23 protein-coding genes are annotated in these 26,321 nt (G+C 67.6%); 16 read left to right on the forward strand and 7 right to left on the reverse strand.

The annotated features are described in order from the left end of the window. Nucleotides 1-100 precede the first annotated feature (100 nt). A complete protein-coding gene (locus ASF98_RS20465; RefSeq protein WP_055805997.1) occupies nucleotides 101-970 on the reverse strand; it encodes a universal stress protein in 870 nt (289 codons plus the stop codon). 143 nt (nucleotides 971-1,113) lie between these two features. On the opposite strand from ASF98_RS20465, the gene ASF98_RS20470 reads away from it, so the two are divergent. After that, nucleotides 1,114-1,761 (forward strand): hypothetical protein, encoded by a 648-nt coding sequence (locus tag ASF98_RS20470; protein WP_055806000.1) that lies wholly within the window; start codon nucleotides 1,114-1,116, stop codon nucleotides 1,759-1,761. Nucleotides 1,762-1,972: 211 nt separating this feature from the next. Next, nucleotides 1,973-2,332, forward strand: a complete 360-nt coding sequence (locus tag ASF98_RS20475) for a hypothetical protein (protein ID WP_055806004.1) — start codon at nucleotides 1,973-1,975, stop codon at nucleotides 2,330-2,332. Between the two features lie 100 nt (nucleotides 2,333-2,432). Here ASF98_RS20475 and ASF98_RS20480 read toward each other — a convergent pair whose 3' ends face one another. Together ASF98_RS20480 and ASF98_RS20485 are read right to left on the reverse strand one after the other, a co-directional pair. After that, entirely contained in the window at nucleotides 2,433-3,764 is a 1,332-nt protein-coding gene (locus tag ASF98_RS20480; RefSeq protein ID WP_082506976.1) for an erythromycin esterase family protein, read from the reverse strand. Then, nucleotides 3,761-5,143, reverse strand: coding sequence for an MBL fold metallo-hydrolase RNA specificity domain-containing protein (locus ASF98_RS20485; protein ID WP_055806006.1), 1,383 nt, complete (start codon nucleotides 5,141-5,143; stop codon nucleotides 3,761-3,763). The genes ASF98_RS20480 and ASF98_RS20485 overlap by 4 nt, the downstream gene beginning before the upstream one ends. Before the next feature lie 173 nt (nucleotides 5,144-5,316). Between ASF98_RS20485 and ASF98_RS20490 the strand changes: the two genes are divergently transcribed. After that, nucleotides 5,317-6,942, forward strand: coding sequence for a LuxR family transcriptional regulator (locus ASF98_RS20490; protein ID WP_055806008.1), 1,626 nt, complete (start codon nucleotides 5,317-5,319; stop codon nucleotides 6,940-6,942). Nucleotides 6,943-7,163: 221 nt separating this feature from the next. Continuing rightward, nucleotides 7,164-8,306: a class I SAM-dependent methyltransferase gene (locus ASF98_RS20495; protein WP_055806010.1), complete on the forward strand. Its 1,143-nt coding sequence runs from the start codon at nucleotides 7,164-7,166 to the stop codon at nucleotides 8,304-8,306. Between the two features lie 63 nt (nucleotides 8,307-8,369). Here the strand turns inward: ASF98_RS20495 and ASF98_RS20500 are convergent, their stop codons facing one another. Together ASF98_RS20500 and ASF98_RS20505 are read right to left on the reverse strand one after the other, a co-directional pair. After that, the gene (locus ASF98_RS20500; RefSeq protein ID WP_055806015.1) at nucleotides 8,370-8,786 is read right to left on the reverse strand and encodes a VOC family protein; all 417 of its coding nucleotides are present in this window, start codon (nucleotides 8,784-8,786) and stop codon (nucleotides 8,370-8,372) included. Between the two features lie 129 nt (nucleotides 8,787-8,915). Next, nucleotides 8,916-9,893, reverse strand: coding sequence for a LysR family transcriptional regulator (locus ASF98_RS20505; RefSeq protein ID WP_055806017.1), 978 nt, complete (start codon nucleotides 9,891-9,893; stop codon nucleotides 8,916-8,918). Nucleotides 9,894-10,012: 119 nt separating this feature from the next. Here ASF98_RS20505 and ASF98_RS20510 point away from each other — a divergent pair, with 119 nt between their 5' ends. From ASF98_RS20510 to ASF98_RS20555, 10 genes are all read left to right on the forward strand, one after another. Further along, nucleotides 10,013-10,891, forward strand: a complete 879-nt coding sequence (locus tag ASF98_RS20510) for an FAD binding domain-containing protein (protein WP_055806020.1) — start codon at nucleotides 10,013-10,015, stop codon at nucleotides 10,889-10,891. Between the two features lie 5 nt (nucleotides 10,892-10,896). Further along, nucleotides 10,897-11,463: a (2Fe-2S)-binding protein gene (locus tag ASF98_RS20515; protein ID WP_055806023.1), complete on the forward strand. Its 567-nt coding sequence runs from the start codon at nucleotides 10,897-10,899 to the stop codon at nucleotides 11,461-11,463. Continuing rightward, nucleotides 11,460-13,853 carry an aerobic carbon-monoxide dehydrogenase large subunit gene (locus ASF98_RS20520; RefSeq protein WP_055806027.1) on the forward strand — a complete coding sequence of 798 codons (2,394 nt, stop codon included), beginning with the start codon at nucleotides 11,460-11,462 and terminating at the stop codon, nucleotides 13,851-13,853. Before ASF98_RS20515 ends, ASF98_RS20520 begins: the two co-directional genes overlap by 4 nt. Before the next feature lie 10 nt (nucleotides 13,854-13,863). Next, the gene (locus ASF98_RS20525; RefSeq protein ID WP_235506098.1) at nucleotides 13,864-14,760 is read left to right on the forward strand and encodes an XdhC family protein; all 897 of its coding nucleotides are present in this window, start codon (nucleotides 13,864-13,866) and stop codon (nucleotides 14,758-14,760) included. Beyond that, nucleotides 14,744-15,358, forward strand: coding sequence for a nucleotidyltransferase family protein (locus ASF98_RS20530; protein ID WP_055806033.1), 615 nt, complete (start codon nucleotides 14,744-14,746; stop codon nucleotides 15,356-15,358). Before ASF98_RS20525 ends, ASF98_RS20530 begins: the two co-directional genes overlap by 17 nt. Then, nucleotides 15,355-16,278 carry an AAA family ATPase gene (locus ASF98_RS20535; protein ID WP_055806036.1) on the forward strand — a complete coding sequence of 308 codons (924 nt, stop codon included), beginning with the start codon at nucleotides 15,355-15,357 and terminating at the stop codon, nucleotides 16,276-16,278. Before ASF98_RS20530 ends, ASF98_RS20535 begins: the two co-directional genes overlap by 4 nt. Then, nucleotides 16,271-17,518: a vWA domain-containing protein gene (locus tag ASF98_RS20540; protein ID WP_055806659.1), complete on the forward strand. Its 1,248-nt coding sequence runs from the start codon at nucleotides 16,271-16,273 to the stop codon at nucleotides 17,516-17,518. The genes ASF98_RS20535 and ASF98_RS20540 overlap by 8 nt, the downstream gene beginning before the upstream one ends. Beyond that, nucleotides 17,518-18,267 carry an SRPBCC family protein gene (locus ASF98_RS20545; protein WP_055806039.1) on the forward strand — a complete coding sequence of 250 codons (750 nt, stop codon included), beginning with the start codon at nucleotides 17,518-17,520 and terminating at the stop codon, nucleotides 18,265-18,267. The genes ASF98_RS20540 and ASF98_RS20545 overlap by 1 nt, the downstream gene beginning before the upstream one ends. 24 nt (nucleotides 18,268-18,291) lie before the next feature. Next, complete coding sequence (locus ASF98_RS20550; protein WP_055806043.1) at nucleotides 18,292-19,425, forward strand: XdhC family protein; 1,134 nt, start codon at nucleotides 18,292-18,294, stop codon at nucleotides 19,423-19,425. Between the two features lie 91 nt (nucleotides 19,426-19,516). Then, a complete protein-coding gene (locus ASF98_RS20555) occupies nucleotides 19,517-20,137 on the forward strand; it encodes an L-threonylcarbamoyladenylate synthase (protein WP_055806046.1) in 621 nt (206 codons plus the stop codon). Nucleotides 20,138-20,176: 39 nt separating this feature from the next. On the opposite strand, the gene ligD is transcribed toward ASF98_RS20555, so the two are convergent. Continuing rightward, on the reverse strand, nucleotides 20,177-21,199 hold the full coding sequence (gene ligD, locus ASF98_RS20560; protein WP_055806049.1) for a non-homologous end-joining DNA ligase: 1,023 nt from the start codon (nucleotides 21,197-21,199) through the stop codon (nucleotides 20,177-20,179). A 162-nt stretch (nucleotides 21,200-21,361) separates the two neighbouring features. Here ligD and ASF98_RS20565 point away from each other — a divergent pair, with 162 nt between their 5' ends. After that, entirely contained in the window at nucleotides 21,362-23,278 is a 1,917-nt protein-coding gene (locus tag ASF98_RS20565) for an amylosucrase (protein ID WP_055806052.1), read from the forward strand. Nucleotides 23,279-23,372: 94 nt separating this feature from the next. Further along, nucleotides 23,373-24,053 (forward strand): alpha/beta hydrolase family protein, encoded by a 681-nt coding sequence (locus ASF98_RS20570; RefSeq protein ID WP_055806054.1) that lies wholly within the window; start codon nucleotides 23,373-23,375, stop codon nucleotides 24,051-24,053. Nucleotides 24,054-24,063: 10 nt separating this feature from the next. Here ASF98_RS20570 and ASF98_RS20575 read toward each other — a convergent pair whose 3' ends face one another. Beyond that, nucleotides 24,064-26,244, reverse strand: a complete 2,181-nt coding sequence (locus ASF98_RS20575; RefSeq protein ID WP_055806058.1) for an elongation factor G-like protein EF-G2 — start codon at nucleotides 26,242-26,244, stop codon at nucleotides 24,064-24,066. Between the last annotated feature and the right edge of the window lie 77 nt (nucleotides 26,245-26,321).

A 26,321-nucleotide genomic window follows, 5' to 3' on the forward strand; every position in this document is an offset into this window, starting at 1 on the left:
GGCACCCAAGAACGGTCAGTGAAGCGGGCAACTGGTTCCGGACGCGAAGGTGGCCCCCTCCACGGAGGGGGCCACTTTTCGTGCACCGGAGGTGTGCCTGCTATTCCTCGTGCTTGATCTTGTGCACCCGGGTGACCACTGTGGGGCACGGGACCCGCAGCAGGACCGCGTGGGCGGTGGAACCGAGCACGAGCCTGCTGAACCCGCCGCGTCCGCGGCTGCCGATCACCAGGAGCCGCGCGTTCGCGGCGGCCTCCACGAGGGCCTTGGCCGGATCAGTGTCCTTGTCGAGCACCTGGTTCACCACCAAGTCCGGGTACTTGTCCCGCAGCCCGGCGACCGATTCGGCGAGCACGATTTTGTCCTCTTCCTCAATGACTTCAGCCAGGCCGCTCGCAGGCATCCCGCTCTGGACCCAGCGGGCGGGGCGCCGGAACGCCAGCAGGGCAGTCAGCTCATCCCCTTCACGGTCGGCTTCCGCCGCGGCAAACGCCACAGCCTGCAAGGACTCCTCCGAGCCGTCCACGCCCACTACGACGCCGCGTCCCTGCGGCCCCTGGGCCTGCGGTATGACTGCCACCGGGCTGTCGGACGCGGTAACCACCTGAAGGGCGCGGTCCGTCATGGGTCCTCCGTCGGCCCAGTGGCGGTGGTGCGAGCCGATGACCAGCATGGCGGCCTCTTTGGATATTTCCTTCAGGGCCGAGCCTGCGCTTCCGTGCCGCAACTGCACATCGACGGCAACGCCGGGTTCCTTCTTGGCGGCATCCTCCTGGACCTGCCTAAGCAACTCCATGCCTGATTCCCTGATCAGTTCGTGATACTGGAAGTCCGGCGACATCCACCGGTCGTCCACTGCATGGACTGCAATAACCGGGAGCTTCAGCTTGGCCGCCCGGTGCAGCGACCACGACATTGCGGCCTCACTTCCCGCGGAGCCGTTGATACCGACGACGATTGGTTTGCTCATTCGAATCCTGCTCTTCTCCATCGCGTTTTCGGATCAGCACGCCGATGGCCGCTGACACCTTCAGTGTGCTCCGGGGGCCGAGGCAGGGGTTAGGGCCTTAAGCCCCTCACCGGCTGCTGCGCCCCGCGCGTAGCGTCAGCCCCATGGAGGACACCCGGGCGGACCCCGCCGCCCCCGCACGGCCAAAGCCGTTCCTTCGCCGCTGGTTCCTGTGGGTCACACTCGGTGAGAGTGTGGGCTTCGTGGCTCCCGCCGTCGTCGCGGTCTTCGTGATAATTCCGGATACGGCCGGCGCCTTGGCGTGGCTGGCCGTGGCAGGTGTCGCGGAAGGCACAGTCCTGGGACTCGCCCAGGCACACGTGCTGAAGCGGCAGCTGCCCGGGCTCCGTGTGCGCTCGTGGACCGTCCGCACCGCCACCGGTGCGGCGCTGGCTTGGATCATCGGGCTTGCGCCCAGCACTTTCGCAGAACAATGGCAGGCCTGGCCGCCGGTCCTGCAACTCGCCGTCGCAGTGCCCGGAGCCTTGCTGCTGCTCTGTTCGATCGGCCTGGCGCAGTGGCCTGAACTGCGCCGCCACCTCGCCCACAGCGGACGGTGGGTGGGCGGGAATGCACTGGCATGGTGCGTCGGGCTGGGACTGTTCTTCGCCGTCGCACCTCCGCTGTGGCAGCCGGGACAGCATCCGACGACGGTAATCGCCATTGGTGTCGCGGCCGCCATCCTGATGGCGGCCGGCATGGCGCTGGTGACCGGCCTGGTGATGGACCGGCTGCTGGCGGCCAGGGGATGACCCGCGTGCGGCGGGATCCGGCAGCTGCTGCTACCGACGGCGAGCGCTTGCGGTTGTCGGGCGGCCTGGCCGGATTGGTGTCGGCAGCGCTCGGCATTGCGGGCGGATCCATGGAAGTACTCCTCCCCGGACCGTGGCCAACTGCCTCCGATGCCGGCTACGCGGGACGCTGGCAGGGATCGCGTGCACGGCAGGGGTGCTGGGGGCTGGGTTGAACATCCTGGGCCAGGCTGCCCAGATCACGCTGACCCTACCGTCGCAGGCCGCGGTGGCACCGGGGGTGGCCGCCGCCGTCGCGGATCTGTGCCTCGTAACGCTTGCCCTGGCGAACCTGCCCGCCGGAGTGATGTTCACCGCCATTGCTGTGTTGTCGCTGCGGATGAAGGCATCTCCCGCGGCCTTGGGCTGGATCGCCGCCTTTGCGGCGGCTGCCTCGTTCCTGTCCGCGCTGTCTGTGATACCGGAGAGCGGGCCGCTGTCCCCCATGGGCTGGCTGACCACCCTGCTCCGGCTGGTGCCGCTGCTCTGGTACGTTCCGGCGGCCGTCCTGATGATGCGGCGCCCCTCCTGACGCGGCGCCCTTCCTGACGCGGGCCCTTCCTGACGTAGCGCTCAGCCCGACGGGGGCCGCCGGAAACACCGGGCACGCCGGCGACAACAACGGCGGAATTTCAGAAGCCGGTGGGTTCCGTTTCGAACTCCGGCTCGCTTGGCGCAGCTTCGTGATGGAGCGGACGAAGTGCCGAGGTCCGCTCCAGCCAGATCAGCGCGTCGTAGCGACCTCCCATCCGGGTGGGGACGTAATTCCCGTGTTCACTGGCCGGCCGGTAGACAACCCCGATGGCCCGGTGTCCCAGCCAGGCCGACAGCCACGGCCCGGACCTGTCCCTGCCGAATTCCAGCAAAGCCGGTGCGCCCAGCGCCTTATGCAGCAGGTCCTCATGGCTGCCGGTCCGCGCCTCCGGTACCTTGAGCACCCGTTCCGGGGAACCCCACGCGTCGGCAGCCATCACCGTTCCCGCGTAGGACGCCAGCCCCACCAGGGTCACGCCCTCGGTGCCGTGGCGCTCGCGGAGCAGCTGGCCCACGTTCACCAGCCCGTCCCGGGCCATGTCCGTGGCCCGTGCATCCCCCACATGCGTGTTGTGCTCCCAGATGATGCCCTTGGACGCCGGGCCCAGATGCGCGCTGAGCCGGTCCACCGTGTCCGCCATGTGATGGTCCCGGACATTCCAGGACTCGCGGTTCCCCCGCACCATGATGCGGTAGTAGTGTTCGGCGTTGGCGGCGACCATGGCGTTCTGCACGGCGTCGAAGGCTTCGTCACTTTCGACGCGTGGTTCATGGTCCCGTAGTGACAGTGCCCGGTTGCGCACCTCGCTGAGCAGCGCAACGACGTCAGCCTCGCAGGACTCCGGAACCAGCCGGGTGCGCCATGCGTACTGGTGCGGGTCCTCGTGATGCGGAAGGAAGCACTGCCATGCGCGCATGGCCGCAGGAACGGCGTCGGGCTCATTTTCCTGGAGCCAGCCGATGATTTCCCGCAGTGAATCCCACAGCGAGTAGACGTCCAGGCCGTAAAAGCCAACGCGTTCCGCCAGGGGGCGCTCCAGGTTCCAGCCGCGCAGCCAGTCCAGGAATCCCGCCACTTCTTCGTTGGCCCACATCCACGTGGGCCAGCGCTCGAACCCGGCGAGCATCGCGTGGACTCCGGCGTCCAGCCCGCTTTGTCCCCGAACCCAGCGGTTGATCCGCCAGCAGTCCGGCCAGTCACCCTCGACTCCGATCCAGCTGTACCCCTGCTCCTCGATCAGCCGCATGGTCAGGCGGGCCCGGACGGTGTAGTACTCATGGGTGCCATGGGATGCTTCGCCGATCGCCACAAACCGGCCGGAGCCGGCTTTGTGGACCAGCCCGTCAAGGTCCCTGAGCCCGCTCAGCGGCCGGGCCAGGGAACGGATCTCGTCCAGCATGCTCAGGCCGGCACGGTTTTCGGTGGTCACGTCGGGTCCTCGAGGGAGATGCCTTCGAGGTACTCCGGGACGCGCACCCGCCAGCCGAGTTCCCGCTTGATCCGGACCCGGAGGGCATCGGACGCTTCCGGCTCGCCGTGGGTGATGTATGTCATCCGCGGTTCCCGCTCGGCGGCCTTCATCCACTCGATCAGCCCGTCGGCATCCGCATGCGCTGACAGGCTCTCCATCTGGATCACTTCGGCCCGGATGCGGATGTCCTCCCCATAGATCCGGAGCTGCCGTTCGCCGGCGGCGAGCGCGGCGCCGCGGGTTCCGCCCGCCTGGTACCCGCTGAGGATGATGGCGTTCTTCGGATCTGATCCGTATTCGGCGATGTGGTGCAGGATCCTGCCACCGGTGAGCATGCCGCTGGCGGAGATGATCACCATGGGGCCGCCGCGGAGGTTGAGCAGCTTCGAATCGTCCACGGTGCGGGTCATCTTGGCCACTTTGTACATATCCTCGTATTCCCGCTGCTTGAGCCGGTGTTCATCGGGGTGGCGCTGGTACATCCCGGAAGCGTCGATGGCCATGGGACTGTTGAGGTACACGGGGATGTCCGGAATCGCGTTCTTGCTGCGGAGCCGGGCCAGGTGCAGCATCAGTGTCTCCGCCCGTCCCACGGCGAAGGCGGCAATCATGATGACGCCGTTTTTCTTCGCCACGCGGGTGATGATCTCTCCCAGCTGCAGTTCCGGATCCAGGCTGGAGTGCTTGCGGTTTCCGTAGGTGGACTCCGTCACCAGAATGTCAGCGGCACCCAGTCCGCGGGGAGGAAACATCAGGGGGTCGTCGGTGCGGCCGAGGTCTCCGGTGAAGTGAACGGAGTGCTGGCCGACGTCGAGCCGGATCTGGGCAGCCCCCAGAATATGGCCGGCCGGCAGGAACGTCGCCGAGATTCCCCCTCCCAGTTCCAGCGGGGCATCGAATCCCTGTTCCCGGAAACTGTCGAGTGACTTGACCGCGTCCGCGGCCGTATAGAGCGGTACCGGCGGGCTGTGCCTGGACGATCCCCGCTGGTAGGCGTATTTGGCTTCCTCTTCCTGCAGGTACCCGCTGTCGGGCAGGAGAAGGGTGCACAGTTCCGTGGTGCCCTCGGTGGCATACACCGGCCCGGCGAAGCCGTCCCGGACCAGGGCGGGGACATAGCCGGTGTGGTCAAGGTGCGCATGGGTCAGCAGCACGGCATCAATGGAGCGCGGCTGGACAGGGAACGGAACCCGGTTCCGGTCCCGGAGCAACTTGTAGCCTTGGAAGAGCCCGCAGTCCACGAGGATGCGTCTCCCGCCTGCTTCCACCAGGTATCTTGAACCGGTCACGCTGTCCGTGGCTCCGAGGAACCGGAGTTGCGGGTGTCGGTCTCTCATGGTGCTCCCTGTTCCCGTCGGGCAGCGTTCCCGTAGCCGGGATGTATCTCCTAGCTTCCGCTTCTTCCCGGTGGCCACGTAGGGCCGAAAGTCATGGCTGCGTCGGTGGTCCCCGAGCCTTTCCGGGAGTCCGGGCACGGCAGTACGCTGGAACCACCCTTTGGAGACGTCGGATGGCTGAACCGGATTTGATCACCAGCGCCCGCGCGGCGTACGCCCGCAGGGACTGGCCCGCGGCACGGAACGGGCTGCTCGCCGCCAGAACCACCACCGGCTTGGCGCTACCGGACCTCGAAGCCCTGGCCGACGCGATGTGGTGGCTGGGCCGCGTTCCCGAATCGCTGTCCGTGGCCGAGGAGTTGTACCGGGGCCTCGCCGGTGCCGGAGACCGGCCGGCCGCGGCAATGAAGGCGATCATCCTGTCACTGCAGTGGGGCACCCGCGGGGACCTGATGGTTGCCTCAGGCTGGCTTAACCGGGCGCGGCGCCTGCTCCAGGGCCTGCCCGAAGGCCCCGAGCAGGGCTACCTGCTCTATCTTCAAAGCGTCATGTCACTGGACCTGGAGGAAGACCCCGGTCCGGTCCGGGCGGCTGCAGCGGAACTCGAGGCCGTGGCCGGCCGCCAGTCCGATCCCACCCTGGGATGCTTAGCCCGCGTGCTGGCAGGCCTTGCCGGCGTCCGTGCCGGCCGGACTGAGGAAGGTTTCAGCGAACTGGACGAGGCCATGTTGCCGGTCCTTGCCGGCGATGTTGCCCCCGTGTGGGCCGGGGACATCTATTGCACCGTCATCTACCTGTGCCACCAGCTCGGGGACCTGGCCAGGATGCGGGCCTGGACCGGTGCACTGGAGCATTGGACCGCGGGCCAGTCAGCCACTTTTGTGTACACCGGCGTGACGCGCATCCACGAGCTGCAGCTGGTCAGTGCCGAAGGCGGCTGGGATGCGGTGGAACGCGAAATAGGCGCTTCGAGCGACAACCTGGTGAATGCGCATGGCTGGATGGCCGGCGCCGGCTACTACGAGCTGGGCGAGGTGCGCCGCCTTCGCGGCAACGCTGCCGGGGCGATGGCCGCTTACCGGCGGGCACGCGACGTCGGAGTCGACCCCCAGCCGGGAGAGGCGCTGCTCCACTATGCTGCCGGTGACAGCGCCCTGGCGCTCAACCAGTTGCGCGCCGCCCTGGGCGAGAGCCGGCTGCTGGACCGGGCCCGGCTGCTGCTGCCCGCCACCGAGCTGGCAGTGGACCAGCGTGAAGCGGCGCTCGCTGACGCGCTGGCGTCGGAACTGGAACGGACGGCCGCCCGGTTCGCCTCTGCAGGCCTCCAGGCGTGGGCATGCCAGGCCCGCGGCACCGTTCTGCTGGCTGCCGGCCGGGGCGACGAGGCACTGCCCCTGCTGGAAGCGGCAGCCCGGACGTACCGGGCGCAGCGGGCGCGCTACCGCACGGCCCGGATCCATGAGCTGCTCGCCAGCTCCCGCCGCAGCCTCGGACAGGCCGGTGCTGCCGATGCCGACGTCGCCACCGCACTCGCCATCTACCGACAGCTCGGCGCTGTCCCCGACGTCGAACGGCTGGAGCGCGGCGCGGCACCCGGCGCCGGCCGGAGCGGGCTGACCGCCCGCGAATGCGAGGTCCTGGCCCTCATCACCACGGGTGCCAGCAACCGTCAGGTGGCGGAGGCCCTGGTCATCAGCGAAAAGACGGTGGGGCGGCACCTGGCGAACATCTTCGGCAAGATCGGGCTATCCACCCGGACCGCCGCGGCGGGCTGGGCCAGGGAACACGGGATTACCTGACGGACGGGCGCAACAACTGGACAGAGCACGACGGCGGCGGCGGCGCGCCGTCGTCGTCCTGCGTTGGTTGCGGTTCCTGTTCCCCGCGCCGGGATCAACTGCATCATCCGCCCCACGCCCCCGGCGAAAGATGCATCATCCGCCCGACGCGGGGAGGACCGCCGCGAAAGTACTTTCGAAGTAGCCGGACAGGGACGTCCGCCGAACGAAAGGAAAGAACCATGACCACCACCGATACCGACCTCCACGCAGGCGCCGCGGAGACCACGCACGACGACGGGTTACCGACGGACGATGCTGTTGAGGCGGGCGCAGCCCGGTTGCTCGGCATCCTCAACGACAGCTCCGCAGCGGTCCTGGCCAGCGTCGGTCACCAGACCGGACTGTTCGATGTGATGGCCGGACTGCCCGCGGCCACGAGCGAGCAGATTGCGGATGCGGCGGGCCTCAACGAACGCTACGTCCGGGAATGGCTCGGCGGCATGGTGACGGCCCGCTTCGTTCACTACCGGCCACCCCAGAACCAGCCAACCCAGTACCAGCACGCCGCCGGCACCTACCGGTTGGACCCTGCACTGGCCCCGTCCGTCTCCGGGCCTGGAATCGACAACCTGGCCCGCATGCTGCAGTACGTCACGCTGATGGGTGAGGTGGCCGGCAGGATAGCGCAGAAGTTCCGCACGGGCGGCGGCCTGGGCTACGAGGACTATCCGGATTTCATGGACATCCAAGCCGGTGACAGCGGCTCGGTCCACGACGCCTCCCTGGTGTCCGCCATCCTCCCGCTGGCGGGCTGCGTGGACAGGCTGCGGGCGGGCATCGACGTGGCCGATATCGGCTGCGGAGCAGGCCACGCCGTGAACCTCATGGCCGGGGCCTTCCCCGCGAGCCGGTTCACCGGTTACGACTTCTCGGAGGATGCCGTGCTGGCGGGACGTGCGGAAGCCCGACGGCTGGGACTGGGAAATGCCCGGTTCGAGATCCTGGACGCGGCCGCCCTAGACGTCGTGGAAGGCTTCGACCTCATCACCGTCTTCGATGCCATCCACGACCAGGCCCGGCCGGCGAAGGTGCTTCAAAACATCCACGAGGCGCTGCGCCCGGACGGCACGTTCCTCATGGTGGACGTCAAGGCCTCCAGCAACCTGGCCGACAATGTTGAGCTCCCGTGGGGAACGTTCCTCTACGCGATCTCCACGTTCCACTGCATGTCCGTCTCCCTGGCGCAGGACGGGGAGGGACTCGGAACGGTGTGGGGCGTGCAGCTGGCGGAGTCCATGGTGCGGGCTGCGGGCTTCGGCACCGTTGAGGTGAAGGAACTCGGGGAGGATCCGTTCAACGCCTACTTCGTCGCCAGGAAGTAGGCGCCGAACGCCTCCCGCAGCCAGGGTCTCCCTACTGTTGGGTCCCCATACTGCTTGGGTCCGTTACTCCTTGGGTCCTGCGATATTCACGAGCCAGGCGACGCCGAACTTGTCCGTGCACATGCCGAAGGTATCGCCCCAAGGCGCTTGTTCGAGGGGCACCGTCACGGTTCCGCCGTCGGACAACTTCTCCCAGTACCCGCGCAGTTCGGCGTCGTCCTCGCCGCTGAGGGAAACGGAGAAGTTGTCGCCGGGGTTGTAGCTCATGCCGTTGGGCGTATCGGCGCCCATGAGCACCAGGCCGGATTCGGTGGTCAGCATGCCGTGCATGATCTTTTCCTGCTCGGACGCATCCTCACTGGCATGGAACTCGCCAAACGTGCTCAGCGCCAGTTCGCCTCCGAATACGGACTGGTAGAAGTTCATGGCGTCCCGTGCGTTGTCCCGGAAGCCCAGGTAGGGATTAAGTGTCGTGGTCATGTTCAGGTGTCCTCTCGTGCCGGTCGATACCCGGACCAACCGTGGATCCGGTGGCCGCCCGGGCTTGGAACACTTCATATGTTGCCGGAGTCCTGCGTGACTGCATAGGGGCGGCGATGGCCTTCGGCCTCAGCTCCAGAGCGCAACGTGGACTTTGGATCCCCGTCGTTCAAGCCCCCGCGAGCCGCCCGGCGCAACCATAGCGGCTGTGGCATCCGATGAGGTGACGAAGCGCTGCAGTGCCTTTGCCTTAGACGTTGTCCGGCCGTGGTCCAGCGTGCTTGCCCACCACAGCCCGGACACCGGAGTTCCGACCACGGGCACGCGCACGAGGACTCCGGTCTGGAGTTCCGCCCGCACGATATGCCCCACGGCGAGTGTCAGGCCTTCCCCCGCCCGGGCGGCGGCGAGCGCGTCGGTTTCGCTGCTTAGCCGGATCACGTCCGGCGCTACGCCCATCGAGGCCAGCCACCGCCCCTCATCCGTCTCCGCCTGAATGCCGGAGGGGCCGGCAAACCACGGGCGGTCCAGCAGCCGTGCCAGTGGTACCGGACCATGCAGCGCAGCGAGGGGATGCTTCGCCGCCACCACAAAGACGCGCTGGTACCGCAGGAAGGGGACCATTTCCAGTCCGACGTCGGCACCTGCGAGTACCGGCTGCGCAGGCCTGGCGCCGAGGGCTATGTCGTACGCGCGGTCAAGGAGCAGCGACGCTATGTCGGCTGCGGATTCAACCACGACATCGACGGAGGCGCCCGGGACGCGTTTCGTGAAGAGGTCAAGCAGCCGTCCGGCTGCATGTTCGGCAAACGGAGCTGTCGCGACGATTCTCAGCAACCCCGCGTCCGTGGTTGCATGGGAGACTTCCCACCGGGCCTGGTCCGCCAGGCCCACGATTTCCTGGGCGTAGTCCGCCAATGCCCGGCCGCCCGGCGTCAGGGCAATGCCTCCGGAAGCCCGGACGAAGAGGGGGTCGCCGAGGTCCTTCCGGAGCGCAGCCAGTGCCGAGGAGACCGCCGGCTCGCTGACGGCCAGAGCCGCCGCGGCAGCGTGAAGCGACCCCAGTCTGGCCACGAGCGCGAAGGCCCGCAGCTGGCTCAAAGTCATCGACACCGCTTCATAACCCTTCGCTTATGACGATATTGACACTCCACTCAGGCCGGGGCAAGACTGACCTCAAATCGGCGTCCGTGAGTTTTCCGGCGCCATGGAGTGAGGTAGGGACAATGCAGATTCCGGCTTCTTTTGACTATGTGCGGGCCAGCACCGTGGACGATGCCCTTGAACTCCTTGCACGTCACGGCCCCGAGTCCCGGGTGATCGCCGGCGGGCACAGCCTGCTGCCCATGATGAAACTCCGCCTGGCCCGGCCCGAATGGCTGATTGACATCAACGACCTCTTTGAACTCGACTTCATCCTTCTCGACGGGGATCGCCTGCGGGTGGGCGCGCTGACGCGCCATACTGCCCTGCTGGAATCAACCGAAGTGGCCCGGCTCTTCTCGATCATTTCGGACGCCGAAGCAGTCATCGCGGACCCTGTGGTGCGCAACCGCGGCACCATTGGCGGTTCCCTGTGCCAGGCGGACCCGGCTGAAGACCTGTCCACGGTCTGCGACGTCCTGCGTGCCGTGGCGGTTGTCCGCGGACCCGGCGGCGAGCGCCTCGTCGACATGAACGATTTCCACCGCGGCCCCTATGAAACGGCGGTGGCCCCTGACGAGCTGCTGTGCGAAGTCCGGTTCCCCGTTCGTCCGAGATCGGGAAGTGCCTACGAAAAGGTGGAACGCAGGGTTGGCGACTGGGCAGTCGCCGCAGCCGGGGCGGCCATCTCGCTGGCGGAGGATGGCAGCGTCGAAGCCGCCGCCATCGGTCTCACGGCCCTGGGCCTCGACGGAACCGTCGCGGAAGCCGAGGCTGTGCTCCTTGGCCGGCAACCCAGCGAGGAGCTGTTCGTCGAGGCCGGCCGGCTGGCAGCCATTGCGTGTGATCCCGTCGCGGACCAGCGCGGACAGATCGACTACAAGCGGCATCTGGCCGACGAGCTCACCCGGCGGGTATTGCGACAGGCCTGCGCCCGCGCCGCCCAGACACAGGAAGGCTGAAGCGCATGCAGATCAGCATGACCGTGAACGGCAACGAAGTAACGTCCGAGATCGAACCGCGCGTGCTGCTGGTTCATTACATCCGCGAAGTCCTGGGCCTCACGGGCACGCACTGGGGCTGCGACACCACCAACTGCGGGACCTGCGTGGTCCTGATGGACGGCCAACCGGTGAAGTCCTGCACCGTCCTTGCGGCCATGGCCGCCGGGCACGACATCCGCACCGTCGAGGGGCTCGCCGCCGGGGCCACGCTGGACCCGATCCAGCAGGGCTTTATGGAGGAGCACGGGCTGCAGTGCGGCTTCTGCACCCCGGGCATGATGCTCACGGCCCGCGCCTTGCTGGATAAGAACCCGCATCCTGACGACATCGAGATCCGGAAGGCCATTTCCGGGCAGATCTGCCGCTGCACCGGTTATGCCACCATCGTCCGCTCGGTGCAGTGGGCTGCCGCCCACCCGGCCGCCGCTGCCGGCGCCGCCGGCGAAGGAGCCGACGAGGTCCTCGACGGCACCGACACCGTGGTGGAGGACGTCGCCACGGAAACCCAAGACGCAGAGGTGAAGGCATGACTGTCATCCACGAGCGGGACAGCAACCCCGCAGCCGGCGACGCGGACCGCCCGGTCGGCTACGGCCGCATCCAGCGCAAGGAAGACCCCCGCTTCGTCCGCGGCAAGGGCCACTACATCGACGACCTTGTGCTGCCCGGCATGCTGCACGGCGCGATCCTGCGAGCCCCGGTGGCGCACGCCCGGCTCGTGTCCATCGACACCACTAACGCCCTGGCGCACCCCAAGGTGCTCGCCGTCATCACCGGCAAGGACCTGGAGGGCCTCAAGCTCGCCTGGGCGCCGACCCTCTCCGCCGACGTGCAGGCGGTGCTGGTCACGGACAAGGTCCGGTTCCAGGGCCAGGAGGTCGCGTTCGTTGTGGCCGAGGACCGGTACGCCGCCCGCGACGCGCTGGAACTGATCGACGTCGAATACGACGTGCTGCCGCCGCTGGTCGACGCGCGCAAGGCCCTCGACGCCGACGCCCCCGTCATCCGGGACGAAATCCCGGGCCGGACGGACAACAAGATCTTCGACTGGGAAATCGGCAACGCGGCGGAGACCGAGGCCCTGTTCGCGAGCGCCGACGTCGTCGTCCGCCAGGAGATGGTCTACCCGCGGGTGCACCCGGCGCCGATGGAGACCTGCGGCGCCGTCGCCGACTTTGATGCCGTCAACGGCAAGCTGACCCTCTACGAGACGACGCAGGCCCCGCACGCCCACCGCACGCTGTTCGCGATCGTCGCCGGCATCCCCGAGCACAAGATCCGGATCGTGTCCCCGGACATCGGCGGCGGCTTCGGCAACAAGGTGGGCATCTACCCCGGCTACATCCTCGCCGTCGTCGGCTCCATCGTCACGGGCCGCCCGGTGAAGTGGGTGGAGGACCGCTCCGAGAACCTGATGTCCACCTCCTTCGCCCGCGACTACATCATGGAGGGCGAGATCGCCGCGACCAAGGACGGGAAGATCCTGGCCCTGCGCACCAACGTGCTGGCCGACCACGGCGCCTTCAACGCCACCGCCCAGCCCACCAAGACCCCTGCAGGCTTCTTCTCCATCTTCACCGGCAGCTACGACCTGCAGGCCGCCTACTGCAAGGTGACCGGCGTGTACACCAACAAGGCACCCGGGGGCGTGGCCTACGCCTGCTCCTTCCGCGTCACCGAGGCCGTGTACCTGGTGGAGCGGATGGTGGACATCCTTGCCCGGAAGCTGGACATGGACCCCGCGGAACTGCGGCTGAAGAACTTCATCAAGCCGGAGCAGTTCCCCTACGCCAACAAGACCGGCTGGGTCTACGACTCGGGCAACTACGAGGCGGCCATGCGGAAGTCCATGGAGCTGGCCGGCTACGAGGACCTGCGGCGCGAACAGGTGGAGAAACGGGCCAAGGGCGAGCTGATGGGCATCGGCATCTCCTTCTTCACCGAGGTCGTCGGCGCCGGGCCGCGCAAGCACTTCGACATAGTCGGCCTCGGCATGGCCGACGGCGCCGAGCTGCGGGTGCACCCCACCGGCAAGGCCGTGGTCCGAATCTCCGTGCAAAGCCAGGGCCAGGGCCACGAAACCACGTTCGCCCAGATCGTCGCGGAGGAACTTGGCATCCCGCCGGAGAACATCGACGTCGTCCACGGCGACACGGACCAGACGCCCTTTGGCCTGGGCACCTACGGCAGCCGCTCGACGCCGGTCAGCGGCGGCGCCGTCGCGCTGGTGGCGCGCAAGGTGCGGGAAAAGGCGAAGCTGATCGCCGCAGCGATGCTCGAGACCCGTCCGGAGGACCTGGAATGGGAAAAGGGCCGCTGGTTCGTGAAAGGCGACCCCACCGCGGGGAAGACCATCGAGGACATCGCGATGGCCGCCCACGGCACCATGACACTGCCCGAAGGAATCGACGGCAACCTCGACGCCGAGGTGACCTACGACCCGCCCAACCTGACGTTCCCCTTCGGTGCCTACATCTGCGTGGTGGACATCGATCCGGGAACCGGGCACGTCAAGGTACGGCGCTTCATCGCGGTGGATGACTGCGGGACCCGGATCAACCCGATGATCATCGAGGGCCAGGTCCACGGCGGCCTGACCGACGGGGTCGGGATGGCCCTGATGGAGATCATTGAGTTCGACGCCGACGGCAACAACCTCGGCGGCTCCTTCATGGACTACCTGATCCCCACGGCCATGGAGGTGCCGGACTGGGAGACGGGCTTTACGGTGACGCCGTCGCCGCACCACCCCATCGGCGCCAAAGGCATCGGTGAGTCCGCCACGGTCGGCTCGCCCCCTGCCATTGTGAATGCGGTCGTCGACGCCCTGGCACCATACGGCGTGGTTCACATGGACATGCCGTGCACCCCGGCCCGGGTCTGGGAGGCCATGCAGGGCCGGCCAAGGCCACCGATCTGACATGCAGGCCATGGCGGAAACCCTAGCGGCAAGGGCAACGGAACTCGTCAGCCGCCGGGAGCCGTTCGTCCGAGCCACGGTGGTGCGGGCGCAGCGGCCCACGAGTGCGCACGCCGGAGACACGGCCCTGATCCTGTCCAATGGTGAAATGGATGGCTTCGTGGGCGGAAACTGCGTCGAGGCCTCGGTGCGGGAATACAGCCTGAAGGCCATCTCGGCCCAAGAGCCGCTGTTGCTGCGTGTTGTGCCAGGCGAGCCTTCGCACCGGAGCGAGGAAGGCGCCGTCGAGGTTTCCAACCCCTGCCTCAGCGGAGGTGCGATCGAGATCTTCCTGGAACCGCACATCCCGGCGCCGCGGGTCCTGGTGGTCGGCACCACGCCGGTGGCCCAGGCCCTGGCGTCCCTCGGTGCCGGAATCGGCCTGCAGATGGAACTGACCGACGGGCAGGCGGCGGACCCACGGGCCGACGACGCCGCCCTGATCGTCGCCTCCCACGGCAGGGAGGAAGAAGGGGCCCTCGAACGCGCATTGCGTGCCGGGGTGCCCTATGTTGCGCTGGTTGCCAGCGAAATGCGCGGCGCCGCCGTCCTGGCATCGCTGGATGTGGATGAATCCCAGCGCTCCCGCGTGTACAGCCCGGCAGGGCTAAACCTTGGAGCCCGCACGCCTGGTGAGATCGCCGTGTCCATCCTCGCGCAGCTCATTGCCGAACGCGCCAAAGGGCGGCGCCCGGTGCCTGTCCGAAGCGCAGCGGAGACAGCTATTGACCCTGTGTGCGGCATGACGGTGGCCGCTGTCGAGTCCACGCTCCACCTCGAGCACGGCGGCGCCACAATCTACTTCTGTTCCCGGGGATGCTACGAAGCATTCCGCAAGGATCCGGAACGCTATGACGCCTCCCGCTGACGCCCGGCCCCGTGTTGCCGGGCTGGTCCTGGCCGCGGGCGGGTCCCGCCGCATGGGGCGCCCCAAGCAGCTCCTTCCCTACGGTGACGGGGTGCTGCTCGACGCCGTGCTGGCCACCGCACGGGCCTGCGGCTTCGCCCAACTGGTGCTGGCGGTGGGCGGCTCGAGCGCCGAGGTGCTGAAAGGGGTGAACACCGCTGGCTGCGATGTCGCCGTCAACCCGGACTTCGGCACCGGTTGTGGATCGTCGATAGCCGCCGCCCTGCAGTGGCTTCATCCCGACACGGATGTGGTGGTTTTGTTGCTCGGGGACCAGCCGGGGGTCATGGCCCGGAACGTGGACCGGCTGCTGGCGGGACGCGGGCAGGCCGACATCGCGGTCTGCCGGTACGACGACGGAATCGGCCATCCCTTTGCCTTCGCACGGTCCGTGCTGCCTGCGCTCGCCGGCCTGCACGGCGACAAGGCGGTGTGGAAGCTCCTCGAGGAGCGCGCGTCGGAGGTCACCGAGGTGGCTGTGCCCGGAACCATTCCCCTGGACATCAACACCGATGACGATTACGAACGCGTGCTCGACACGCTTCGGGGGGCACCATGAGCAACGCAGCGCGCAGCGGTGCGGAGAGGGACGTGCAGCAGCTGGTTCCGGACGTTCCCTCGCTGATTGCTGCGCTCGACGACGGCGACTACCTCGCCGACGTCGGACTGGCCACGGCACTGTTCCTGGCTGTGCGCCTGCCGCAGCCGATCCTGCTGGAAGGCGAGGCGGGGGTGGGCAAGACGGAGGCTGCGAAGGCACTGGCCCGCGTGCTCGACACTCCCCTGTTCCGGCTGCAGTGCTACGAGGGGATCGATGCCGGGGAAGCGCTCTATGAATGGAACCACCAGCGCCAGCTGCTGGGCATCCGGTTGGCTGAGGTCCGCGATGCAGCCCTGAACGAATCGGACCTTTTCGGGCCGCAGTACCTGCTGCGCCGGCCCCTGCTCCAGGCGATCGAGCATCCCGGACCGCGCCCGGCCGTGCTGCTGCTGGACGAGATCGACAGGGCTGACGCCGAATTCGAGGCGTTCACGTTCGAATTGCTGGCAGAGGCCGCGGTGACCATCCCGGAGCTGGGCACCATTCGGGCCACGCATCCGCCCGTTGTGGTCCTGACGTCCAACCGGACGAGGGACCTGCACGACGCACTCACGCGCCGCTGCCTGTACCACTGGATCGACTATCCCGCACCCGCACGGATTGCCGAGATCGTGCGGCGCCGGGTCCCCGGAAGCGCCGGTCCCCTGGCGCAGGAGGCAGCGTCGGCCATCACGAAGATGCGGTCACTGGACATGGCCAAGCCGCCCGGGATCGCTGAAGCCATCGACTGGGTCTCCGCTTTGTCCGTGCTCGGCATCACGCACCTCGATGCGCCCACCGTGGAGAAGACCTGGGGCTCGATTGTCAAGAACCGGGACGACCTGGAGCTCGTGGGAGCCCGTGGCGCGGCCTGGCTGGTCGGGGACGGCCATGGCTGATTTCAGCGCCGCCATCATCCCGCCTGGAGTGGAGGCCGCTTCCTTGGCCGCCGGGCTTGTCACGGCGCTGCGCCGTGCCGGCCTGTCGGCTTCCCCGGACCGCGCCGTTCGGCTGGCCGAAGCACTCCGCCTGATCCCGCCCTTTGCCCGCGAACCGCTTTACTGGACGTGCCGCGTGGTCCTGGTGTCCTCCCGGGAGCAGATATCCGTTTTCGACGCCGTCTTTGCCGCTGTGTTTGACGCCCTGATTGACCCGGCGGACAGCAGGGGCCCCGCCAAAGCACCGCCGGCCATCGGCTCCGGGGCCCGCCTCCGGCCGTCCCCGCCGTCAGGGCTGACGAATGCTCCGAATTCTCTCCCCAAAGCTTCGCCGCCCGCGCTGTTTCCCGGCAGGGAACGCCCCGAGGAGGAAGCCGGTGCTGAGCGCGCCGCCATCCTGGCCATGGCATCGACGGAGGAAAGGCTGCACGAAACGTCCTTTGCCGAGCTCTCCGCCGAGGAAGTGGCCCGGGTACGCCAGCTCGTCCGCGAGATTGCCTTCTCCACGCCGGTGCGCCTGAGCCGCCGGACCCGCAAGTCGTCGCACAGCTCTGCACGCCTGGACATCCGGGGCACCGTCCGTGCCGCCCGGCGCGCGGGAACCGATGCCACAAGGCTCTTCTACGCCCACCGCAGTCCCCGTCAGCGGCAGCTGGTCCTGCTGTGCGATGTTTCGGCGTCCATGGAGCCCTACACGAGGGTTTTCCTGTCATTACTGCAGGGGGCGGTGACAGGCGCCCGGGCGGAGGCGTTCGTGTTCTCGACGCGCCTGACCCGGCTGACGCGGCAGCTGGCAGTCCGGAACCCTGACCAGGCACTGGCCCGGGCCGCAGCGAGCGCGCCGGATTGGGCGGGAGGGACACAGATCGCGGAGAGCCTGCGCAGGTTCATCGATGCGCACGGCCGCCGCGGCCTGGCCAGGGGTGCGGTGGTGGTTGTGCTCTCCGATGGCTGGGCCCAGGATGATCCGGAGCTCGTGGCCGCGCAAATGGAACGCCTGAAGCGGCTCGCCTACCGGATTGTCTGGGTCAACCCGCGGAAGGCGGACGCGAACTACCAGCCGCTGGTGGGCGGGATGGCAGCGGCGCTCCCCTACTGCGACGCCTTTGTCAGCGGGCACAGCTATGCGGCCCTCGCGGAAGTGGCAACCGCGGTCCGGGACGGACGCAGGACAACACAAGAGAGGCAGGGCACCAGCTAATGCAAATAGATAGCGCATTCTCCGTAGTCGCTCCCATCAACGACGTCTGGGACACTCTCATGGACTTTGAGCGCGTGGCCGGATGCGTTCCGGGGGCCCAGATCCTGAACAAGCTGTCCGACGACGCCTACCAGATCGGGATGAAGGTGAAACTCGGACCGGTTTCGATGCAGTACAAGGGCCAGATGTCCGTCCTCGAACGGAACGCTGACGAACACCGCGCTGTCTTCCAGGGCCGGGCGCAGGAAACCCGCGGCCAAGGTACCGCCGAAGCCACCGTCACCCTGCATCTGGCCGAGGCGCAAGGTTCTACCCGGGGTACGGTCAGCGCCGACCTGGCCCTGTCCGGAAAGGCCGCCGCCATGGGGAAGAGCGTCATCGGCGGCGTCACCGAGCAGATGATGGCGCTGTTCGCCGCCAACCTGCAGGCACTGCTCGCGGAGCATTCCAGCGAACCACCGCGCGGTGCCGGGCAGGAGGCGCCGGCGCCTCTTCCCGTGTCACCTGTCCCCGCGGCATCCGCACCATTGCCGCCGTCTGCACCGCCGTCTGCACCGGCGTCTCCACCTCCGCCCGCGCCGGTGCCAGCTTCGTTAACAGACAACAGCCTGGACGCCCTTTCGCTGGCCAAGGGAATGCTCACCGATCAGCTCAGCAACCCCGGCAAGCTCGTAGGGCTGTTGGCCGCCGTCGCGTTTTGTGCCTATCGCCTGGGCCGCCGTGCCGGGCTGCGCTCGGGCCGGCCCTGAGCCGGCATTGGAGGTCAGGGAAAGATGCGTGACGTACTCGCCGCCATGATGCCGGGCTGGCAGCAGGGTGGCACCGCAGGGTTGGCCACCGTGGTGCGGACCTTCCGTTCAGCACCCAGGCCCCCTGGGGCTTCCATGCTGGTCACGGCCGCCGGCGAAGTCTTCGGCTCGGTCTCGGGCGGCTGTGTTGAGGGTGCCGTTTATGAGCTCGCCACACAGGTACAGGCAGACCACCGCCCGGTGCTGGTGAGCTACGGCGTCAGCGACGACGACGCCTTCGCCGTCGGACTGACCTGTGGCGGCACGATTGAGGTGTTTGTCGAGCCAATTTCGCAGGAGTCGTTCGCGGGGCTGGGCCGGGTCCGTGAGGACATCGAGGCATCCCGCCCGGTGGGAGTTGCCACCGTGATAGAGCACCCGGATCCCGGCTGGCTGGGTCGCCACCTCGTGGTCCGGCCGGACGGGTTCGAAGGCGGGCTCGGCTCGGAGCGGGCCGATCAGGCCGTCGGCGACGACACCCAGGGCCTGCTGGCGGCCGGCCGTAATTCGGTGCTGACGTACGGTCCTGACGGCGAGCGCCTCGATAGCGGCATGTCCGTGTTCTTCGCCAGCTACGCGCCGCGGCCGCGGATGCTCGTCTTCGGGGCCATCGACTTCGCCGCGGCCCTGGCACGGCTGGGCACCTTCCTGGGCTATCAGGTCACCGTTTGTGACGCCCGCGCCGTCTTTGCCACCCAGGCGAGATTTCCCGACGCCGCGGAGGTGGTCCGTGCGTGGCCGCACCATTATCTCTCCGAGCAGCTCGCCCGGGGGCTCCTCGACGAGCGGACCGTGATTTGTGTCCTGACCCACGACCCCAAGTTCGATGTCCCGGTCCTTGAAGCGGCCCTTCGCGGTCCTCCGGTCGCTTATATCGGGGCGATGGGCTCACGGCGCACCCACAACGATCGGATGGAGAGGCTTCGCGCTGCGGGATTGAGCAACGAGCAACTATTGAAACTGCACAGCCCCGTCGGCCTGGACCTGGGGGCACGCACTCCCGAAGAAACTGCGGTATCGATCGGGGCCGAGATCATCGCCCTGCAATGGGGCGGCAGCGGCGAGCCGTTGGGCTCCCGTGCGGAACGGATCCATCATGACGAGGCGGCGGGCGGTTGATCGACGACGAAGCCGTATGCCCCACGCCCGCTGACCATGCAGCGGCGCGGCCCTCCGTGCAGAAATCAACGCCGGGCCATAAGCTCAGGGCATGGCCAGATACTTTGACGTGCACCCCGACGATCCCCAGCCCCGCGCGATCGGACAAATAGTGGAGCTGGTGAGGAACGGCGGACTGATCGCCTACCCCACCGACTCCTGTTACGCCCTTGGTGCACAGCTGGGAAACCGCGACGCCCTGGACCGGATCCGTTCCATCCGGCAGCTCGACAGCAAGCACCACTTCACCCTGGTCTGCAAGGATTTTGCCCAGCTGGGCCAGTTTGTCCAGATCGATAACGATGTGTTCCGCAGCATCAAGGCAGTCACGCCGGGCAGCTACACGTTCATCCTTCCCGCCACGAAGGAAGTGCCCAAGCGCCTGCTGCACCCGAAGAAGAAGACCGTGGGCGTCCGCATCCCGGACAACGCTGTGGTCCAGGCGCTGCTGGCCGAGCTGGGCGAGCCGCTGCTCTCCAGCACGCTGCTGCTGCCCGACGAGGAGGAACCGCTCACCCAGGGTTGGGAGATCAAGGAGCGGCTGGATCACGTGGTGGACGCGGTGGTTGATTCCGGCGACTGCGGTGCGGAGCCGACGACCGTCATCGACTTCTCCGGCGGATCGGCGGAAGTGGTGCGGCGGGGCATGGGTGACCCGTCCCGGTTCGAATAGCCGCCTTGCCGCCCGACAGGCGCCGCGGCCCGGCTGGGTTTAGTCCTTCTTGCGAGCCCTGCTGGGCTGGACCCGCGGAGGTTCGCCGGGCATCTTGGGATAGTCCGGAGGGAACGGAAGCTCCCCCAGCCCGGCGCCGACGTCGCGTTCCCACCACTCGAGCAGCACGTCGATCTTCCCGGGTTTATCCTTCATGTCCGCCCATGGGTCTCCGACGGTCTTTAGCCGGTCCGGGACGGTGAGGATGGTGAAGTTCTTGGGGTCGGCGCCGCCCAGTTCGTCCCAGCTGATCGGGCACGACACGGGGGCGTGGCCCAGCGCACGGGGACTGTAGGCGCCGGCGATGGTGCGGTCGCGGTTCGCCTGGTTGAAGTCCACGAACACGCGGTTGCCGCGTTCTTCCTTCCACCACGCCGTGGTGACCTTGTCCGGCATCCGCCGCTCCAGTTCACGGGCGGCAGCGATGACGGCGTGGCGGACGTCCAGGAACTCACGTGTCGGCTCCACCGGGGCGTAGACGTGCAGTCCGCGGTTCCCCGAGGTTTTGATGAACGTGATGAGTCCGGCTTCTGCGAGCACGTCCTTCAGCTCCAGGGCTGCGGGGATGGCGTCGTCGAAGTCGGTGCCCGGCTGGGGGTCCAGGTCGATCCGCAACTGGTCGGGGTTGTCAGTGTTGTCGGCACGCGACGGCCAGGGGTGGAACACCACGGTGTTCATCTGGGCGGCCCAGACGGCGGCGGCCGGTTCGTCCAGGACCAGCATGGGATGCGAGCGCGCACTCGGGAAGACCACCTTCACCGACCGGATGAAGTCCGGTGTGCCCTTCGGCGGGTTCTTGGAGAAGAACTGCTCGCCGTCCACATTGTCCGAAAACCGCTGCAGCGCCACGGGCCGGCCGCCGTTCGCCGCGATGAAGGCGTCTCCCACGTCCGCCAGGTAGCGTGCAAGGTCCAGCTTGGTCAGGCCCAGGTCGGGCCAAAGGACACGGCCGGGACTCGAGATCCGCATGTCGCGGGGACCGTTCGGCCCGTCAACGGTGAGGGTGGTGGATTCGCTCGCCATGGTGACAACCTACCCCGCCCGCTCCACTCCGTCAGTAGCTGGGGTCCGAATCGAAGAAACTTGGGCCCGTTCACTGGGCACGCGCCTGCGGGTCTGTCAGGATGTGAACTGGCCGGTTGCCCCCGCGGGTGCCCGCGAAAATCGTCGAAGGAGACCCGTTCCATGGTTGAAGCCGCTGGTGTGGACCAGGCATTGTGGCAGCACGCACTGAGCGCCCTGGGCGCACAGGCGGACCTCATGCCGGAAGGTCAGGACAGCTCCGACGTCCGCCACCGTTTCGACCGGCATTTCCCGGACCTGTACCGGCTCTTCCATGCCCTGTACGGCAGCAGACCGGACTTCCAGGAGCAGCTGACGGCACTCGTGCTTCAGACGGCCCGTTCCTGGAACGACCGCCCGGCTGAGCTCAAGGCACTGGACGCCGAACGGGAGCGCAACAGTGGATGGTTCCTGTCGAACAACATGCTCGGCGGGGTCTGCTACGTTGACCGCTATGCCGAGGACCTCGACGGAGTCCGTGCCCGGATCCCCTACTTCAAGGAGCTCGGCCTCACCTACCTGCACCTGATGCCCCTGTTCCTGGCGCCGGAACCGCATTCCGACGGCGGTTATGCCGTCTCCAGTTACCGTGACGTCAACCCGAAGCTCGGGACCATGGAACAGCTGCGGGACCTCGCCGCCGAGCTGCGGGCCAACGGCATCAGCTTGGTGGTTGACTTCATTTTCAACCACACCTCTGATGAACACGAGTGGGCCCGGCGCGCGGCCGCGGGTGACCCGGAGTTCAGCGACTATTACTGGATCTACCCGGACCGCACCATGCCGGACGCCTTCGAACAGAACGTGCGCGAGATCTTCCCGGATGACCACCCCGGCTCCTTCATCGAAATGCCGGACGGCCGTTGGGTGTGGGCCACGTTCCACACGTTCCAGTGGGACCTGAACTACTCCAACCCGGATGTCTTCCGGGCCATGGCCGGCGAGATGCTCTTCCTCGCCAACCAGGGGGTGGACATCCTGCGGATGGACGCTGTGGCCTTCATCTGGAAGCGGCTCGGCACCCCGTGCGAAAACCTGCCGGAGGCCCACACCCTGCTGCAGGCCTTCAACGCCGTCTGCCGTCTCGCCGCGCCATCGCTGCTGTTCAAATCCGAGGCGATCGTCCACCCCGACGAAGTGGCGCTGTACATCGACCCCGCCGAGTGCCAGCTTTCCTACAACCCCCTGCAGATGGCCCTGATCTGGGAGGCGATGGCCACCCGCGACGTGTCGCTGCTGGCGCAGGCGCTGGAGCGCCGGCACAACATCCCGGCCGGGACGTCCTGGGTCAACTACGTCCGGAGCCACGACGACATCGGCTGGACGTTCGCGGACGAGGACGCCGCGGAGCTGGGCATCAACGGCTTCGACCACCGCCGCTTCCTGAATTCCTTCTACGTGAACCGCTTCCCGGGCAGCTTCGCCCGCGGCGTTCCCTTCCAGGACAACCCTCGGACCGGTGACTGCCGCATCTCCGGCACGACGGCGTCGCTCTGCGGGCTGGAGGACGGCACCGGCCAGGCGGTTGACCGGATCCTGCTCGCCCACTCGGTGGCCTTCAGCACCGGCGGGATCCCCCTGCTGTACCTTGGCGATGAAGTGGGGCAGCTCAATGACTACGGCTACGCCCTCGAAGAGGGCCACGGCACGGACAGCAGGTGGGTGCACCGTCCCCACTACCCTGGCGAGAGGTACGCGAAGCGCCACGACCGGACGACGCCCGAGGGCGCAGTGTTCGAAGGGCTCCGCACCCTGCTCTCCGTGCGGGCCGCTACTCCCGAATTTGCCGGAACGCGGCTGGTTCCTTTCACTACCAACAACCGGGGTGTCCTGGGCTACCAGAGGCCAGGCGAAGGATCCCTCGTCCTGGCACTCGCCAACTTCAGCGACTCACACCAGAGCATCACGGCGCAGACACTCTCCGGGTTCGCGGCCGGGGCAGTGGACATCGTCACGGGCAGCCCGGTCGCCTTAAGCGACGGAATCACTCTCCGGCCGCAGGAGTTCATCTGGCTGCGGGTCACCCCGGCCCTGGGCTGAGCCCGTTCATTGGACCACGCTCCGGGCACGGGTTAGCGGGTACCTTCGCGATTCCGTGTGCCGGCTGCGCAGGTAATTCCGGCATCATGGACTCATGCCCGTATCCGAGTCCCCCTTAACCATCAGCGTCGGCGATCTCCAGGTCTCCGGGCTCTACGCCCGGCCGGACAACCCGTTCGCCACGCTTGTCCTCGCGCACGGGGCCGGCGCCGGGATGGAGCACCCCTTCATGGCCGGGTTTACCAATGCGTTGAACGACGACGGCGTGGCCACCTTGCGCTTCAACTTCCCCTACCGCGAAGCCGGGCGGAAGTTCCCGGACCGGCCGCCCCTCGCAATCGCCACCTGGCGGGCCGCCATGGAAGAGGCCGGCGCGAGGGCCGCTGCACACTCCGACGCCGGTCCGGTGTGGGCGGCCGGCAAATCGTTCGGCGGACGGATGGCGTCCATGGCTGTCGCCGAGGGAATGCCGGCAGCCGGGCTGGTCTACCTCGGCTATCCGCTGCATCCTCCGGGGAAGCCGGAGAAACTGCGCGATGAGCACCTCTACGGCCTCACCCTTCCGATGCTGTTCATGCAGGGAACGCGTGACACGTTTGCCACTCCGGAACTCCTGGAAGGTGTAGTTGCCCGGATCGGACCCACGGCCACCCTCAAGTGGTACGACGGCGGCGACCACTCCTTTGCGGTTGCGGGCAAGAAGCGCGATGCCGGGGAGATCGGCGCCTCCGTGGCAGCCCCGGTGGCGGCCTACCTGAGATCACACAGCTCCTAAAGCTGGAAACTCACTGCCTCGGTGCTGTGTGGGCCATGTTCGGGGGTACGGGCTCGTGGCGAAGGTACGTGCGCCGGAAACGGCCGGTGCCGGCAGTTAGTGCCCGCAGTTCCACCGCGTAGCGCAGCAGTTCCTGCTCCGGTATCTCAGCGCTGATCTCGGTACCGCTGCCGTCGGCCGAGACGGTTCCGGTCAGCCGGCCGCGGCGGGACGAGAGGTCGCTCATGACCGCCCCCACGTAGTCGTCAGCGACACTGATGGTCACGGCCAGGACGGGTTCGAGGAGTTGGATCCGCCCCGCAGCCGCTGCCTCCCGCAACGCCAGCGCCCCCGCTGCCTGGAACGCCGCGTCCGAGGAGTCGACGCTGTGTGCCTTGCCGCCGGTCAGCGTCACCCGGATGTCCACCACCGGGAATCCTGCTGACACGCCTTTCTGCATCTGGGCCCGGACGCCCTTCTCCACGGAACCTATGTATTGCCCCGGAATGACCCCGCCTACGGTCTTGTCGACGAACTCGAAGCCCGCGCCCCGGTCGAGGGGCTCCACATCGATGTCGCAGATGGCGTACTGGCCGTGGCCGCCGGACTGTTTGACGTGGCGTCCATGGCCCGAGGCCGGCGCCGCGAACGTTTCCCGCAACGGCGTAATCACGTCGACGGTCTGCAGCTTGACCCCTTGCTCGCGCAGTCTGTCCAGCACCACTTCGCCGTGGGCTTCACCCATGCACCAGAGGATCAGCTGATGGGTTTCGGGGTTCCGTTCCACCCGCAGCGTGGGGTCTCCGGCGGCCACCTTTCCCAGGCTCTTGGCGAGGGCGTCCTCGTCGCTGCGGGTTGCTGCTTCCACCGCCACGGGCATCAGCGGCTCCGGCATGTCCCACGAAACAACGAGAAGCGGCGCCTCCTTGGCGGATACGGTGTCGCCGGTCTCGGCATTCGCCAGCTTGGCGATCGCGCAGATATCCCCCGCCACGCAATATGGCACCGGCCGGAGGCTGGACCCCACCGGGGAGTAGAGGTGGGTGAGGCGCTCGTCGCTGTCATGGTCCTCGTGGCCCCGCTCGGCCAGCCCCCGGCCACTGACGTGTACCGCGGAATCCTCCCGCAGCGTGCCGGAGAAGACCCGCACCAGGCAGACGCGGCCCAGGAACGGATCCATGGTGGTCCGCACCACCTCGCCTGCCAGGGGTCCTGCGGGATCGCACTCCAGTGGTGCAGCCGGTTCGCCGGCAAGGCCGGTTACCTGCGGCAGGCTGCGTTCCAGCGGGGAAGGGAACGCCCGGGTCAGCATTTCCAGCAGTTCCGCCAGGCCCAGGCCAGTTTCGGCGGACGTTGCCAGCACCGGAAAGAATGTTCCCCCGGCGACGGCGGTCTCCAGGTCGCTGACGAGCGAGCCGACGTCGATCTCCTCACCGCCGAGGTAGCGGTCCATGAGGGTCTCATCCTCGCTCTCCGAGATGATTCCCTCGATGAGGGTGCCGCGGGCGCCTTCGGCCGCAGTGAGCTCTTCCGTGCCGGCTTGACGGACCTGCGGAGTCGGGGAGCCGGCGGAATAGTCCGACACTGTCTGCGAGAGGAGTGCCAGGAGCCCGGTGGTTGCCTCACCGGTACGCACAGGGAGGTAGGCCGGCACCACGGAGTCGCCGAACGAGCGCTGGCATGCGGCAACCGTGGCCTCGAAGTTCGCGCGGGGATGATCCAGCCGGCTGATCACAACTGCCCGCGGCATCCCGACCTGGTCGCACTCGGCCCAGAGTGCCGTGGTGGCAGCGTCGATGCCGTCGATGGCCGAGACCACGAACAAAGCCGCGTCCGCTCCCCGAAGTCCTGCGCGGAGTTCGCCGGTGAAATCACCGTAGCCCGGCGTGTCGAGGAGGTTGACCTTGACGCCGTCCACCACCAGCGGGGCAACGGAAAGCACCACGGACCGCTGTTGGTGCACCTCGGAGGGCTCGGCGTCGCTGACGGTGTTCCCGTCCGTGATCGATCCCATCCGTGAGATGACGCCGGTCGCTGCCAGCAGCGCTTCCACCAGCATCGTCTTGCCCGCACCGGAGTGGCCCACGAGGACGACGTTGCGGACTCTCTCCGGCGAATCGGCGGGAGCCCCGGCGGAGGCGTCCGCCCGCCGGGAATCAGAGGTGCCGCGGGCCGGGCTCTTGGCCCGGCCATTTGAGCCTTTTACCGACATGAGCAACTCCAGGCGTCTTAGTCGTGAGCCGCCATGCGGCCTCTGTAAGACGATTCGACACCCTGAAGCGGCTGAAC

The sequence above is a fragment of the Arthrobacter sp. Leaf337 genome, assembly GCF_001423745.1.
In the GTDB taxonomy this organism is placed as follows: domain Bacteria; phylum Actinomycetota; class Actinomycetes; order Actinomycetales; family Micrococcaceae; genus Arthrobacter.

Excerpts from the sequence above, each read along its gene's own strand:
- ASF98_RS20530 (WP_055806033.1), top strand. The coding sequence starts at position 14,744 with ATGACGCCTCCCGCTGACGCCCGGCCCCGTGTTGCCGGGCTGGTCCTG.
- ASF98_RS20555 (WP_055806046.1), top strand. The coding sequence starts at position 19,517 with ATGGCCAGATACTTTGACGTGCACCCCGACGATCCCCAGCCCCGCGCG.
- ASF98_RS20500 (WP_055806015.1), bottom strand. The coding sequence starts at position 8,786 with ATGACCACGACACTTAATCCCTACCTGGGCTTCCGGGACAACGCACGG.
- ASF98_RS20495 (WP_055806010.1), top strand. The coding sequence starts at position 7,164 with ATGACCACCACCGATACCGACCTCCACGCAGGCGCCGCGGAGACCACG.
- ASF98_RS20515 (WP_055806023.1), top strand. The coding sequence starts at position 10,897 with ATGCAGATCAGCATGACCGTGAACGGCAACGAAGTAACGTCCGAGATC.
- ASF98_RS20570 (WP_055806054.1), top strand. The coding sequence starts at position 23,373 with ATGCCCGTATCCGAGTCCCCCTTAACCATCAGCGTCGGCGATCTCCAG.
- ASF98_RS20525 (WP_235506098.1), top strand. The coding sequence starts at position 13,864 with ATGGCGGAAACCCTAGCGGCAAGGGCAACGGAACTCGTCAGCCGCCGG.
- ligD (WP_055806049.1), bottom strand. The coding sequence starts at position 21,199 with ATGGCGAGCGAATCCACCACCCTCACCGTTGACGGGCCGAACGGTCCC.
- ASF98_RS20575 (WP_055806058.1), bottom strand. The coding sequence starts at position 26,244 with ATGTCGGTAAAAGGCTCAAATGGCCGGGCCAAGAGCCCGGCCCGCGGC.
- ASF98_RS20545 (WP_055806039.1), top strand. The coding sequence starts at position 17,518 with ATGCAAATAGATAGCGCATTCTCCGTAGTCGCTCCCATCAACGACGTC.
- ASF98_RS20490 (WP_055806008.1), top strand. The coding sequence starts at position 5,317 with ATGGCTGAACCGGATTTGATCACCAGCGCCCGCGCGGCGTACGCCCGC.
- ASF98_RS20565 (WP_055806052.1), top strand. The coding sequence starts at position 21,362 with ATGGTTGAAGCCGCTGGTGTGGACCAGGCATTGTGGCAGCACGCACTG.
- ASF98_RS20485 (WP_055806006.1), bottom strand. The coding sequence starts at position 5,143 with ATGAGAGACCGACACCCGCAACTCCGGTTCCTCGGAGCCACGGACAGC.
- ASF98_RS20465 (WP_055805997.1), bottom strand. The coding sequence starts at position 970 with ATGAGCAAACCAATCGTCGTCGGTATCAACGGCTCCGCGGGAAGTGAG.
- ASF98_RS20470 (WP_055806000.1), top strand. The coding sequence starts at position 1,114 with ATGGAGGACACCCGGGCGGACCCCGCCGCCCCCGCACGGCCAAAGCCG.
- ASF98_RS20550 (WP_055806043.1), top strand. The coding sequence starts at position 18,292 with ATGCGTGACGTACTCGCCGCCATGATGCCGGGCTGGCAGCAGGGTGGC.
- ASF98_RS20505 (WP_055806017.1), bottom strand. The coding sequence starts at position 9,893 with ATGACTTTGAGCCAGCTGCGGGCCTTCGCGCTCGTGGCCAGACTGGGG.
- ASF98_RS20540 (WP_055806659.1), top strand. The coding sequence starts at position 16,271 with ATGGCTGATTTCAGCGCCGCCATCATCCCGCCTGGAGTGGAGGCCGCT.
- ASF98_RS20510 (WP_055806020.1), top strand. The coding sequence starts at position 10,013 with ATGCAGATTCCGGCTTCTTTTGACTATGTGCGGGCCAGCACCGTGGAC.
- ASF98_RS20535 (WP_055806036.1), top strand. The coding sequence starts at position 15,355 with ATGAGCAACGCAGCGCGCAGCGGTGCGGAGAGGGACGTGCAGCAGCTG.
- ASF98_RS20520 (WP_055806027.1), top strand. The coding sequence starts at position 11,460 with ATGACTGTCATCCACGAGCGGGACAGCAACCCCGCAGCCGGCGACGCG.